11 protein-coding genes are annotated in these 12,631 nt (G+C 70.3%); 10 read left to right on the top strand and 1 reads right to left on the bottom strand.

Annotated elements, in window-relative coordinates:
* The first annotated feature begins 4 nt into the window (after nucleotides 1-4).
* Together ACGF7Y_RS09400 and ACGF7Y_RS09395 are read left to right on the top strand one after the other, a co-directional pair.
* A complete protein-coding gene (locus tag ACGF7Y_RS09400) occupies nucleotides 5-1,126 on the top strand; it encodes a class I SAM-dependent methyltransferase (RefSeq protein WP_393231366.1) in 1,122 nt (373 codons plus the stop codon).
* A gap of 70 nt (nucleotides 1,127-1,196) precedes the next feature.
* Nucleotides 1,197-1,415 (top strand): hypothetical protein, encoded by a 219-nt coding sequence (locus ACGF7Y_RS09395; protein ID WP_393231364.1) that lies wholly within the window; start codon nucleotides 1,197-1,199, stop codon nucleotides 1,413-1,415.
* A 42-nt stretch (nucleotides 1,416-1,457) separates the two neighbouring features.
* On the opposite strand, the gene ACGF7Y_RS09390 is transcribed toward ACGF7Y_RS09395, so the two are convergent.
* On the bottom strand, nucleotides 1,458-2,276 hold the full coding sequence (locus ACGF7Y_RS09390) for a glycosyltransferase family 2 protein (RefSeq protein WP_393231361.1): 819 nt from the start codon (nucleotides 2,274-2,276) through the stop codon (nucleotides 1,458-1,460).
* A 260-nt stretch (nucleotides 2,277-2,536) separates the two neighbouring features.
* On the opposite strand from ACGF7Y_RS09390, the gene ACGF7Y_RS09385 reads away from it, so the two are divergent.
* From ACGF7Y_RS09385 to ACGF7Y_RS09350, 8 genes are all read left to right on the top strand, one after another.
* The gene (locus ACGF7Y_RS09385; protein WP_393233084.1) at nucleotides 2,537-3,613 is read left to right on the top strand and encodes a glycosyltransferase family 4 protein; all 1,077 of its coding nucleotides are present in this window, start codon (nucleotides 2,537-2,539) and stop codon (nucleotides 3,611-3,613) included.
* Complete coding sequence (locus ACGF7Y_RS09380; protein ID WP_393231358.1) at nucleotides 3,610-4,740, top strand: glycosyltransferase family 4 protein; 1,131 nt, start codon at nucleotides 3,610-3,612, stop codon at nucleotides 4,738-4,740. The genes ACGF7Y_RS09385 and ACGF7Y_RS09380 overlap by 4 nt, the downstream gene beginning before the upstream one ends.
* A gap of 158 nt (nucleotides 4,741-4,898) precedes the next feature.
* Nucleotides 4,899-6,152, top strand: a complete 1,254-nt coding sequence (locus tag ACGF7Y_RS09375; RefSeq protein ID WP_393233081.1) for a lipopolysaccharide biosynthesis protein — start codon at nucleotides 4,899-4,901, stop codon at nucleotides 6,150-6,152.
* A gap of 2 nt (nucleotides 6,153-6,154) precedes the next feature.
* Nucleotides 6,155-7,171 (top strand): glycosyltransferase, encoded by a 1,017-nt coding sequence (locus ACGF7Y_RS09370; protein ID WP_393231356.1) that lies wholly within the window; start codon nucleotides 6,155-6,157, stop codon nucleotides 7,169-7,171.
* An 83-nt stretch (nucleotides 7,172-7,254) separates the two neighbouring features.
* The gene (locus tag ACGF7Y_RS09365) at nucleotides 7,255-8,520 is read left to right on the top strand and encodes a hypothetical protein (protein ID WP_393231353.1); all 1,266 of its coding nucleotides are present in this window, start codon (nucleotides 7,255-7,257) and stop codon (nucleotides 8,518-8,520) included.
* A gap of 11 nt (nucleotides 8,521-8,531) precedes the next feature.
* On the top strand, nucleotides 8,532-9,797 hold the full coding sequence (locus ACGF7Y_RS09360; protein WP_393231350.1) for a protein tyrosine kinase: 1,266 nt from the start codon (nucleotides 8,532-8,534) through the stop codon (nucleotides 9,795-9,797).
* Nucleotides 9,794-11,152, top strand: a complete 1,359-nt coding sequence (locus ACGF7Y_RS09355) for a glycosyl hydrolase family 28-related protein (protein ID WP_393231348.1) — start codon at nucleotides 9,794-9,796, stop codon at nucleotides 11,150-11,152. Before ACGF7Y_RS09360 ends, ACGF7Y_RS09355 begins: the two co-directional genes overlap by 4 nt.
* The gene (locus tag ACGF7Y_RS09350; RefSeq protein WP_393231346.1) at nucleotides 11,149-12,483 is read left to right on the top strand and encodes a GNAT family N-acetyltransferase; all 1,335 of its coding nucleotides are present in this window, start codon (nucleotides 11,149-11,151) and stop codon (nucleotides 12,481-12,483) included. Before ACGF7Y_RS09355 ends, ACGF7Y_RS09350 begins: the two co-directional genes overlap by 4 nt.
* The last annotated feature ends 148 nt before the right edge of the window (nucleotides 12,484-12,631 follow it).

The raw sequence follows: 12,631 nt of genomic DNA, 5'->3' as shown, positions 1-12,631 counted from the left end.
TGCCATGACCGGCCGCTGCCGCGCCTGCTCCGGCGCCGTTCTGCACACCGTCCTCGATCTCGGGACGGTGCCCGCAGCCGATGATTTCCCGCCCGCGGCCCGGCCGGTGACATCGGCGGAGACCACGCATCCGCTGCGGATGGTGCGGTGCCCCCACTGCGAGCTGGCGCAGCTCGCCGAAGACGACACCGTGGCCGCCGAGCCCCGCGGCGTGGAGCCGCGGGCCCTCCGCGATCAAGCAGCCGATGCGATCGCCCGGGTCGACGCGGCCGGCCTGCTGCGCGGGCGCACAGTCATCGAGTTCGGCAGTCCGCATGGTGGTTCCTGGCTGCCGCTACTGGCCGAGCGTGGCTGCACCGAAGCGGACGCGACGCTCGCGGACCTGGTCGTGGACTGTTTCGGCATCATGCACGAACCCGACCAGCGGGCCGCGTTCGCCGCACGCGCCGCGGCCACCGCACCGGACGGGCTGCTCCTGCTGCAGTACCACTCGCTGGCCGCCATCGTGGCACAGCGGCAGTGGAACGCGTTGCGGCACGGGCATTTCGCGTACTACTCCCTGCATGCGCTGACCATGGCGCTCGCCGCCGCGGGCATGGGCGTGACCACCGCGTGGGAGTTCGACCTCTACGGCGGGACGGTGCTGGTAGCGGCTCGCCGCGGCCCTACCGAGCCCGACCACACCGTGCGCGAGATCCTGGCCCGCGAACGCGAACTCATCACCCCGGAATCGCTGCATCGGCTCCAGCGATTCGTGAACGATCACGTGCGCGCGCTGCGGAACTGGCTGATCGATGCGGCCGCGGCACAGCAGCGCGTCTACGCCTACGGCGCCGCGTCCCGGGCGGTTGCCCTGCTGTCGCTGGCCGGTGCGCACCAGGGACTTGTCGCCGGAGTCGCCGACGCCGCGCCCGCCAAACGGGGACGCCGGATGCCCGGCACCGACATTCCGATCATCAGCCCGCGGGATCTGATCGCGGCAGCACCCGACCGAGTGCTGTTGACGCTGCCCGACCTACTGGATGAAGTGTCGACCGGACTTCCAGAACTCGACGGCCGCTGGTTCGTCGACGATCCCCGCGGACCGAGAGAAGGAGGTGTGGATGACCGGCCCCCGACCCTGTGACGCCATCCCGACAGCCACAATTCACGGGCCGCACCCGGCCAGCAGATCCCGAGCGAGGACAGCCGTACCGATGAACACCACCCCTCGGATGCGCCGACTTCAGGCGCATTCGCCGACCCTCTCGGCCGCGCCGGCCACGGCGCCGATGGTCGTGGCCGACCGGTCCGGCGGTCTCGGGCTCGCCGCCGTCACCGAGCCGGTCGGACCCGTGCGCGGGCGCCGCTGCGCCGACCTGGTATCGCCGAGCGGCGGCACCGCGGATGTCGGCAGCACGGCCTCGACGGTGTGATCGGCGGTGGCCACTTCCCGACAGCAGCAACCGCGGTCTTGTTCAGCGGCCGACCGCGGCCCGCGCGCGCACCCGCAGCCGCGTCCCCAGCGCGCGGACCAGGCGCAGGTCACCGGCCAGCACGTCGGACGGACCGACGAGCTCCGGGTGATCCGCGCCCAGCCGATGGTGGAATCGCAGCTGCTCGGTGAGCTTGCTGCGGGTCGATGTGCGACTGCACAGGTTGAACGTGGAGTTCCGCCATGCGGCCACGATGTCGCCGAGCCCGACGAAACCGCCGCGGCTGCCGACGCGGGCGAACAGGTCCACATCCATCGGAAATACGAGGTCGCCGCGCAGTCCGCCGACGGCGTCGTAGTCGGTACGCCGGAACATGGCGGCCGCGGTGGGGCCGAATTCGGCCGCCCCCCGACGCACGATCACCCGGGCCAGATGGCGGCTGCCGTGCCGGCCGATCAGCTGCGGCAGCCCCAGCCCGGTCTCGAGGATGTCGCCGGACTCGTCGATCACGTCGAACTTGCCCGCGCACAACGCGATCGCGTTGTCGTCGAACACCGCCGACTGCGCGGCGAGGGCGCCGGGACGCAGAATGTCGTCGGCACAGACCACCTTCACGAGGTCCCCGGTGGATTCCCGGATCGCCCGGTCCCAATTCGCGCCGATCGGCAGTACGCGATCATTGCGCAGGACACGCACCCGCGGATCGCGCCGCGCCCGCGCGATGTCACCGGTGCGGTCGGTGCTCGCGTTGTCGAGGATCACGACTTCGAAATCGAGATCTTGGGCCAGTACCGAATCCAGGGTCGCGGACAGCGTTCGTTCCGCATTGTAGGCCGGCACGCACACCGACAGTTTCCGCATCGCCAGCCGCCCCTTTGTCAGAATCGGAATCGGACATTGCCTCGTAATTGCCCAGACTATGCCATATTTCGCTCCGAGCCGGCATCCGGACTCGTGATGTCCGGTGCTGAATATCGGATACCGCGCATCCGCGTGAGAAGGTCGAATCCGGTGGTCGACCCGATACTTCCCGGCCGCGAACGAGTTCGGCAGACGACTCCACGGTGCGGCCTGCGGGATGCGGGGATCGGGTCATGAACAGCGCTTCCGGCGCGGTGAAGGTGCACATGACCGGATCGGAATGGTTCGGCGCCGCGCCCGGCGGCCTGGGCCGATACTTCATGGACTTGCACGGCGCATTGCTGGACGTTCCCGGGATTTCGTTGTCCGCCGCCGCATTCGGCCGACCCGACCGGACGGTTGCCGGTGCCCGGTCCTGGGGGCCGGTCGGCGGGTCGACACTGCGTCGCGCCCGCACCGCGTTCTGCGCTCGCGACGCGTTGGACCCCGGCACCGTCGTGGATCGCCACTTCTGCCTCTACGGCCCGGCCGCCAGGGACCGGCGTGGTCGTCGGCTACCACTGGTCGTGCATTTCCACGGTCCGTGGGCAGCGGAAAGCCGAATGCACGGACAACATCCCGCCGCGGCCTTCGCCAAATACCTCATCGAATGTTTGCGATACGTTCGCGCGGATCGTTTCGTCGTGCTTTCCGAACACTTCCGCGCTTTGTTGTCCGACGACTACCGCATCGCGTCCGATCGCATCGAGGTGATCGCGCCCGGAGTCGATCTCACCCGGTTCCGAGCTGCCCCGGTCCCCGCGTCCCCGCCGGTCGTCCTGTGTGTGCGGCGGCTGGAGCGCCGGATGGGGATCGATGTGTTGCTGCGCGCGTGGCCCGGGGTGCTCGCCGAGCACCCGGAGGCTCGTCTGGTCATCGTCGGGGCCGGCAGCGCCGAGTCGGATCTCCGGCGCGGAGCCACCGAGGGCCGGCTCGAGGCCAGCGTCGAGTTCACCGGCCGGATTCCCGACCATGAGCTCGCCGCCCGCTACACCGCCGCCGCGCTCACCGTGGTGCCGACGGTGGCCCTGGAGGGATTCGGCCTGATCGCCCTCGAGTCGCTCGCCGCGGGCCGGGCGCCGGTGGTCACCCGGTGCGGTGGTCTGCCCGACGCCGTGCGGGGCCTGGACCCCTCGCTGATCGTGCCGCCCGGCGACCCCACCGCGCTCGCGGCTCGGATCAGCGCGGCGATCTCCGGCCGTCGGCCGGCGCCGGAGCAGTGCCGCGCCCACGCGGAGACCTTCAGCTGGCATGCCGCCGCACAGCGGCACGCCGCACTGTATCGGCAGCTCGCATGACCGGGCCCGCCGTCTTCCTCGGCCATACCGCCGCGCCGTCCGGAGCCGAATTGGCCACCCTGCGGCTGCTGCGCACGCTGCGCGCGCATGGCACCGAAGTGGCGCTGGTGTGCACCGAGGACGGCCCGGTGCCGGCCCGTGCCCGCGACGCGGGGATCGACACCCGTGTCGTGACCGGCCGATTCGACAGCCGGGCGATGACCATCGGATCCGGCCCGTTGCGGCTGATCAGCGGGTTTCTCGCGCTACTGCGGCTGGGCTGGGCGGTCGGGGGCGCGGTCCGCGACTTGCGCGCTCGGGTGCTGGTCGCCGAGAGCACCAAGGCGCTGGTGCTGGGAGCGGTCGCGGCCCGTCGCGCCCGGGTGCCGCTCGTCTGGCAGGTCCACGACCGAGTAACCCGGGACTACTTCGGCCTGCTCCCTGCCACCACTATCCGGCTGCTGGCCGCTCTGTTCTGCCGGGGACTGCTCGCCAACAGTCACGGCACCCGTAAGACACTGCCCGCGCGCATCCCGGTGGTCGTGGCTTACCCGGGCGTCGCCCTGCCCGCCACACCGCCGCCGCCCCGCACCCGCGCGGCCGCCGAGGCGGTCGTGGTCGTCGTGGGACGGCTGAGCCCCTGGAAAGGCCAGGACGTTTTTCTGCGTGCCCTGGCGGCGGTGCCGACCCGGCCCGCGGCGGTGTACCTCGTCGGCGGGACGTTTTTCGATGAACAACCCTTCCGGCAGTACCTGGAACAACTCGCTGACGAACTCGGCCTGGCCGTGACATTCACCGGTCACGTCGACGACCCCGACCGGTATCTCGCCGAGGCCGACGTACTCGTGCACTGCTCGGTGCTGCCCGAGCCGTTCGGGCAGGTGGTTGTGGAAGGCATGGCCGCAGGCTGCGCGGTGATCGCGACGGTGCCCGGCGGCCCGGCCGAGATCATCGCCGACGGGCGTACCGGCCGACTGGTGCCCGCCGGTGACGAAGCCGCGCTCACCACGGCTCTCACCGAACTGCTCGGCGATCCGGCCGCGCGCGCCCGGATCGCCGCCGCGGGCGCCGACCGCGCCCGCGACTTCGACATCGGCAGCACGGCACGGGTGGTCACCCGCTTCCTCGACGAAGTGGCGCCGCCGTGACCGAACCCGATTACCTCGCCACGCTGACCACTGACGTCTTCCCTCGGGTCGAACTGCCCCCGCGTCCCGGCGGGGTGCACCGTCGCGCCGACGGGGCTCGCGGGCCGGGCGGTGGTGGCGCGCACAGCAAGCCGAGCCGGTTCGAGGTACTCGGCGATATCGCACTGGTGAGTTTCGGCAGATACGGTCAGTACATCGTCACGGTCGTCACCGTGCCGCTGATCGCCCGGGTACTCGGCGCCCACGGCCTCGGCCTGCTCGCCATCGGCATGTCGGCCTACTTCATCGGCTCGCTCGTCGTGGACCTGGGAGTCACGCAGTTCCTGTCCGCCCGGGTGCCGGAGATCAACGCCCGCAAGGACACCCGGTTGCGGGAGATCAACCAGCTGCGTGGCGACTATCTGGCCATCCGTCTCGCCACGGCGACGCTGTTCGGTGTCGCGCTCGCCGTGACCTTGGCCCTACGCGCGCCCGAAGCCGCGCAGATGGTGCTGCTCGGCCTGTTCGTCGGTGGCTTCTGGTCCCTGTCGGAGGACTGGCTGCTCATCGGTGAGGGGCGGTTCGGCACCTCCACCGCGTATCAGACCATCGGCCGGCTGTGCTATCTCGGGCTGCTGGTCGGCCTGCTTCCGCAGTTGCCGAACCCGCACGTCGCCCTGCTGTGCCTATTGCTGTCCTCCGTGCCGACGGTGGCACTGACATGGTGGGATGCCTGGCGCCGGTACGGGTCGCCGGCCCGCCCCCGCTATTACGGCGTCGTGCTGCGCCGCAGCGTGCCGGTGTTCGTCTCCCGGTTGCTGGTCACCGGCTACGGGCAGGGCGCGGCGACGCTGTACTCGGCCGTGCTAGACGCCGTCTCGCTGGGCCTGTACTCGGCCGGCGACCGCCTGGTGCGCGCGGTCCAATCACTGCTCGACGCCATCGGTTTCGCGCTGCTGCCACGAATGGCCAAGCGCGGCAACCATCTCGGGTTCTGGCGGCACAGCATGCAGGCGCTGGCCGTGACCGTCGCCGTCGCCGCACTCGCCGCGGCGGGTATCTGGCTGGCCGCGCCCCTGCTGATCCGGCTGGTCTTCGGTACCGAATTCGCCGCGTCCACCGGTCTGTTGCGGATCGAGGTGCTGATTCTGCCCGCCACGACGGTCACCTCGTTCATCACCACGGCCATTCTGCCGGTGCGCCAGGACACCACCGGGGTCCTGATCGGCGCGCTGCTCGGGACTCTCGTCGCCATCGGCGCACTGCTGCTGACCGTCTGGACCCGCTCGGTGCACACCTTGGTCTACGGCCTGCTGCTGGCCGAAATCACCGTCGCCACCTGGCATCTGCTGCGAGTGCGGTTCCTGGCCCGCCGCGATCGCGCCGATGCCGACACCGTGCCGCTGCCTGTCGTGCCCCGGAGGGAGAACTGACCATGAGAATTCTGTTCGTCGGCGACGACTGGCTCGGCAGCAACGCACGTTCGCTGGCCGACGGTTTCCGTCAGGCAGGCCACGACGTGCTGGTGGTCGACTCCACACCGGTGACGCTCCCGGCCAGGCTCTCGCCCCCGTGGGCGTACGCGAAGGCGACCGGTCGGCGCGACCGGCGCACGGTCGAACGAGTACACACCCAGATCGAACGCAACGCCGCCACGTTCCGGCCCGACATGCTGTTCGTGTTCAAGGGAATCCATCTCGATCAGCAGCGACTGCTCGATGTGCCCGCCGCACTGCACGTGCACTACAGCCCCGACGACGTGTCCAACCCCGAGAACCTCACCGATGCCTACCTGGCCGCGGAAGCCGGCTGGGACCTGATCGTCACCACCAAACAGCACAACGTGCCGGAGCTGCGGGCGCGTGGCGTCCGTGCCGCCGAGTTCGTGCTCAGCGCTTACGACCCGGCCTGGCATCATCCGGCGGCGCGCCGCGGCGCGGGTGACTATCTGGTCGGCTTCATCGGAGTGTGCCGGCCCGACCGCCGCGCCGAACTGGTGTCCCTGGCACGCCGCTACGGACCGCGTCTGCTGGTTCGTGGCCCCGGCTGGCGCCGCGTTTCGGAGTTGCGTGCCACCCGCGCTGTCGTCGGCGGCGCGGTATACGGTCCCGGGTATTCGGCCGCGGTCGCCGAGGTGACAGCCAATCTGGTGCTGCTCAACTCCGGCAACCGCGACACCCACACCTGCCGTACCTTCGAGGTGCCCGCCGCCGGCGGATTGTTCGTCGGTGAACGCACCGGCGAACACGCCGACCTGCTGCGCGACACCGTCGAGTGCTTCCTGTTCGACGGCACCGACGAGCTGGTCTCGATTCTCGATTGGGTTGCCTCCCACCCGGACCGGGCGGCCGAGATCGCGGCGGCCGGGCACCGGCGGATCACCGCCGCGGGGCATCGTTACGTGGATCGCGCCCGGCAGATCGTCGGCCTCGCCGCGGAGGTCGCGAACTGAACGCCTACACCGATATAGCCGCCGTCGCCGCCGCACTGGTCACGGTTGCCGCGGCCGCACTGTGGGTTCCCGGCATCACCCGCGTGTTCTTCATCGCGCAGGCCCTGTTCTGGTCGCTGTCCTACGTGGCGCGGCCGCTGGTGCTGCTCGCGGTGCAGCCGGACCCGCATTACGGCGACAACATCTCCGACCCCCGGCTGGCTGGTCTGGGGTACGACCGCGGAATCGGTCTGGTGCTCGACCACGTCGTGTTCGGCTTGTGGTGTTACGCGCTGCTGGTGATCGGTTACGCGCTCTGGCGGCGTCGGCACCCGCCTCGCCCCGTCCCGGCCGCAGTCGCGGACCCCGACGTGATGCCGACGCTGCTGGTGCTCTACGCGCTCGGGCTGTTGGGTCGGGCGGCCTCGGTGGCCACCGGATCGCTTGGCACTGCGGGTGAGGTCAGCAGCGGCAACCCCCTGCTCAGTTTTGTCGCCACATTCGCCGGGATCGCGGCGCTCGGGATGATCGTCTTCCTCCGGCCGGCCCGGCCGCAGACCACGGCGCTGGTGCTCGGCGCGCTCTTCGCGGGTGAGCTGTACTGGTCGTCGGCCGTGCAGTCCAAGACACCGATCCTCGCCGCCGCACTCGCTCTGGCCGTACGGTTTTCGATGCTCGGCTGGAACCGGCGCACCACGATCGGTGTGGCACTGATCGGCGTGCTCGGCGTCGCCGGATTCGGCTGGCTGCAGTCGTTCAAGAACTCCGGCACGGCCGCCCTCGACGCCACCGTCGTCGACTCCCGCTACCCGGCGAACGTCCGGCCGTTCCTGAGTATCCTGCGGCGCTTCGACCTGCTCGAAGCCGCCACCGATGCCTACTTTGTCGGCCCGGGCGGCTGGTTGTCCCCCGGCGAGGTACTGCACCACGCGAGCCTCAGCCTGATCCCGGCGCAGGTGCTCGGTGCCGAGAAGCTCCAATCCGGCACGGCCTGGGCGAACGACGTGCGTGGCGCGTCAGTGGATATGAGCACCGTGTCGGTGTCCCTCGCGGAGGGCAACGTGAACGAAGGCTATGTGCTCGGCGGCGAGGCCGGCGTGGTTGTCGCCGTCGTGTTCACCTTCGTGCTGCTGCTCGCCTGGGAGCGATCGCTGTATCGGCGGCACTTCCCCGTCCTGGTGCTCGGGCTCGCGATCACCGGCGCCTCCACCCTGTTCGAACGCGGCATCCTCGGCAGCTTCGAGAATCTCGGCAAATTCGCGCAGTCGGCCGTGCTCGCCTGGTTCGTCCATCTGATCGTCACGGAATTCCGCCGCCGCCCGACGCCGCTCCCGGCACCGGCGCACGCTTCAGCAGTTACGAAGACATGAGGTCGCAGTCCATGGGTTTGATCGACATCTGGCACATCGTTCGGCGGCGGTTGGTGCTGATCGCCGTCATCGCGCTGACCGTCACGGTGGCCGCCGTCTGGTACGCCTCGTCGCGGGCGGTGACGTACGTGGCCAGTAGCACCATGTACGTCTCGATGGCCACCGGTACCTCGGTCAACGATTCCTACCAGGGCGGCCTGGCGGCCCAGCAGCGCGTGCGGTCCTATCTCGAACTGGCCACCAGCGCCGCGGTCGCGGAGCGGGTCGTCCACGATCAAGGACTGACGGAATCCGCGGATGAGTTCCGCGGCCGGATCACCGCCTCGTCGCCGCCCGCCAGCACGATCCTGGAGATCGCGGTCTCCGCGCCCAGCGCACAGGCTGCGCGTGATCTCACCGACGCCACGGTCGCCCAATTCCGGGCCTTGATCGACGGTCTCGAGTCCATCGAGACCGGCGCTGCTCCCGCCGCCCGCGTCTCGGTCGTCGACCGTGCCCGACTACCGGCCGCTCCGGTCGGCCCCGGGGCGAGCCGGTTCGTCGCTCTCGGCCTGTTCGGCGGACTGTTGTTCGGCTTCGCCGCCGCATTCCTGCGTGAACGCACCGACAAGCGCATTCGCACCAGCGGCAACCTCGCCGATGTCGCGCCGGTTCCGGTGTTCGCCGCCTTCGACGACGGTGAATCCGCCGCCGAGACGGCCCGGCGACTGCGCAATCACCTGCGGGGCGCTCAGACCATCGAATGCACCAGCCTCACCGACCGATCACGGTCCGAGGTGGCGCACACTCTGGCGCTGGCCTTCGCGGATGCCGGTCATCCGGTGATCCTCGTCGACGCCGACACCTCCGGCGGCGGAAGCTCCGGTGCGATGCCAGGTCCAGGCCTGACGACACTGTTGCGCGGCGGCGTACCACTGGACCGGGCGATCACCGACGACTGGGGCGGGACCGGGGTCGCGGTGCTGCCGATCGGGCACATCGAGCCGGACACGTCCGACCTGATCGCCTCGGAGCACTTCGCTCATCTCATCGCCGATCTGCGCGAGCGTTACTACCGCGTGGTCATCGAGACCGCGCCGGTCAGCTCCGCCGCCGACGCGGTCGCCGTGGCGCCCCTGTCCGATGCTGTCCTCGGCGTCGCCGATCTCGGCCGACTCACCGAACCGCAGTTGCGTGCCGCCCTGATCGCGTTCGGCACGGCCGGGCCGACCGGTATGGTCAGCCACCGCACACCCGGTTCGGCGGTGGACCGGCTGGTGGGAAGGATGAAGGTATGAGCGACGACTTTCTCCGGCGGCGCCGCTTGCTCGCCGCGACTCTGGGTGCGGCGGCTGCGATTCCGCTCACCGCCGCCTGCGCCACAGCCGAGCCGGACGACCCGCAGTTCCGTTCGCCCACCACCGATGCGCCCGCGGCACGCAACGTCCGGGACTTCGGAGCCGTCGGAGACGGTATCGCCGACGACACCAAGGCCTTGGCCGCAGCCGTGGCCGCGGACCCGAACGGGCCGCTGGTGCTCTACTTGCCCGCCGGGCACTACCGGGTCGAGTCGATGCCCGATCTGCCGGACTATGCCACGATTCTCGGCGACGGCGCCGACGTCACCACGATCGTCTACGCGGGCAACGGCACTCTGGTGCGGCTGCGCAAGCGCAGCCGGGTCCGTTTCGCCAGGCTGGGGATCTTCACCACGGGTCCCGGCTCGACCGCGGTCGAGCTGTCGGAATGCTTCCGCTGCTCCTTCGACGCGGTGGTACTGCGCGGCAACCACCTCAGCGACAACCATCCGCAGTACCTGACCCAGCGCGGCGTCGTGTTGCGCGACAACACCGGCGGCACCGCCTTCATCAACTGCGATATCAACAACTTCGGGATCGGGCTGACCACATCCTGTATCCAGAACTACGTCACCTCCTCGAAGTTCACCAGCAATCACACCGGCGTCCTCGGCACCGGCAACGACCACAACGCCGGGCTGGCACTCACCAACGTCGAATTCGTCTCCGACCAGAACCCGCTCACCACCGACCGCCACCTGCGTATCGACGGCGCCGCCAACGACTGGTGGCTGACCAACGTGTGGTTCGAAGGAGCCGAGGTCGCCCTGTCGGTCGGCGAGAACGGGCGCGGTGGACCCGCGCAGTTCGGCATGGTCAACGCGAAGGTCGCGGCCCGCTCGGTCGGGCTCGAACTGAACTACTGCCGACAGCCGTATCTGGCGAACGTGATCTTCGACGCGGAGTCGCGGCCGCCGGGCATCCCGGTGCGCGTGGATCAGGCCGGCTGTCCGGAAGGCACCGCGGTCGGATTGATCTCCGGCATCACCGACGACATTCCCGACGGGGTCTTTCCGGCCGGGTGGACCGTCATCGGCCGCAAGGGCATGCGTACTTCGCGCTTCACCGGCACCGTGGTGTCCCAAGCGGGGCCGCACGGCGCGGACGTGTTCCAGGCACAGAGCAGTGACGGCGCTGTCCGCGCCGCGGTGACCGCCGACGGAAGCTGGGTCTGCGAGCACGCTGACAACGGTCCCGTGCTCAAGGCGCCCGACGGCGGCTACTGGCGGCTCACCGTCTCCGACGACGGGAAGCTGAATACCGTAGCGCTCGGCAGGAAGCGTCCCGGCGGATGACCCGACGCCCGCACCGCCGCACCGAAGCGCAGCCCACCATCACCGGTCCCCTCGGAACGGCGATCCGGTTGCGGCCGCCGCGCTTCGACGACTTCGCCGAGTGGCGGCGGATCCGGCTCCGCGATCGCGCGATCATCGAGCCCTACTGGGTTAGTTCGGCGCAGGACTGGCACGACCGCCACACCGCCCGCCACTGGGCGCGGGAATGCCTCGACAACCGGGCCGGGGCACGGGCCGGGGGGTCGGTGAGCATGGTCGTCGAGGTAGCCGGTCGATTCGCCGGGCAGGTCGAACTGACCTCGATCGATGCGACGGCCCGCAGCGCCGAGCTCGGAATCTGGATAGGCTCCGCCGTCGCCCGCGGCGGCATCGGTGGCCTCGTGCTGGCCATGATGGTGGACTTCGGATTCGACAGTCTCGGTCTCATGCGGATCACCGCACCGATCGCACCCGGCAATATCGCCGCCGCCAAGATCGCGGCCGCGGCGGGCCTGCGGTACGAAGCCCGGATGAGCACCTATTTCGATGCCGGTGGCGCACGCCGCGACCACGAGTTGTGGGCGGTGATCCGCGCCGATCGGCCCGATCGCGGGTTCGCCGCCGCGTATCCGGCCCGGCAACGCTTCCGCCCGATGACGACGCAACTGCCCGCCGCCTCTGCCGTCCCGCACAGGCCGCCCCGCTCGAGCGTCGCAGCAGCGCATCTGCGGTTCCGGTTGTCCCGAGCGCGCCGGGTGGTCAGGTGGCTTCGTGGCAGCGCTGTCATCGCCCTCACCGGCTCCGACGCCCACGGCCGGGTGCTGGTGCGATCCCGCCGGGTCTCCGACTACCGGCACTGCCGCGCGGCCCGCATCCGCAACCGTGCGACGCTGGCACGTGACCCGCATATGTCACCCGCCGCCTGGCTGCGCCGACATTCCCTGCGCCGCTGGCTGGCCGAACTCGCCGAAGCCAGGACCGGCCTGCGTTCCCGGCCAGGACTGACGCTGACGATCCTCGACGACGGCCGCTTCGTCGGGGAAGCCCGGCTGCACGGGCTGGACATGTTCGATCACAACATCCGGCTCAGCATCTGGACCGATGCCTCGGCCCGTCCGGAACTCCGCGCCGGCGTGCTCCGCCTGCTGGTGCGCCATGCGACCGAACGGCTCGGAATCCTCCGCATCGCCACCGCGATCCCGGTATCCGACCTCGCCGCCGCGGCTGCGGTCGCCGCGGCCGGGTTCACCGAGGAGGGGCGGATGCGCGGGCACCTCGATGTCTTCGGACCCCGCGGCGATCACGACCTCTGGGCGTACAGTCATCCGGCCGGCCCGGCCGCCCCCGGATGACGCGCCGACCCGTGGCCGGCCGGTCCGTGGATGGCCGGATCCGTGAGTTCGGCGACCGGGTGCGCCCCGACGCACGACCACAACGCCTCCGGCCGGCCCCGCGACCCTCTCGACGCCGGAGCGAATCCCCGTCCGACACTTCGCCGGC

Origin of the sequence: Nocardia sp. NPDC047654 (genome assembly GCF_043205035.1) — a bacterium.
GTDB lineage: Bacteria > Actinomycetota > Actinomycetes > Mycobacteriales > Mycobacteriaceae > Nocardia.
This window is presented reverse-complemented; position numbering and strand designations above follow the sequence as displayed.

Excerpts from the sequence above, each read along its gene's own strand:
- ACGF7Y_RS09350 (WP_393231346.1), top strand. The coding sequence starts at position 11,149 with ATGACCCGACGCCCGCACCGCCGCACCGAAGCGCAGCCCACCATCACC.
- ACGF7Y_RS09395 (WP_393231364.1), top strand. The coding sequence starts at position 1,197 with ATGAACACCACCCCTCGGATGCGCCGACTTCAGGCGCATTCGCCGACC.
- ACGF7Y_RS09370 (WP_393231356.1), top strand. The coding sequence starts at position 6,155 with ATGAGAATTCTGTTCGTCGGCGACGACTGGCTCGGCAGCAACGCACGT.
- ACGF7Y_RS09390 (WP_393231361.1), bottom strand. The coding sequence starts at position 2,276 with ATGCGGAAACTGTCGGTGTGCGTGCCGGCCTACAATGCGGAACGAACG.
- ACGF7Y_RS09360 (WP_393231350.1), top strand. The coding sequence starts at position 8,532 with ATGGGTTTGATCGACATCTGGCACATCGTTCGGCGGCGGTTGGTGCTG.
- ACGF7Y_RS09355 (WP_393231348.1), top strand. The coding sequence starts at position 9,794 with ATGAGCGACGACTTTCTCCGGCGGCGCCGCTTGCTCGCCGCGACTCTG.
- ACGF7Y_RS09400 (WP_393231366.1), top strand. The coding sequence starts at position 5 with ATGACCGGCCGCTGCCGCGCCTGCTCCGGCGCCGTTCTGCACACCGTC.
- ACGF7Y_RS09380 (WP_393231358.1), top strand. The coding sequence starts at position 3,610 with ATGACCGGGCCCGCCGTCTTCCTCGGCCATACCGCCGCGCCGTCCGGA.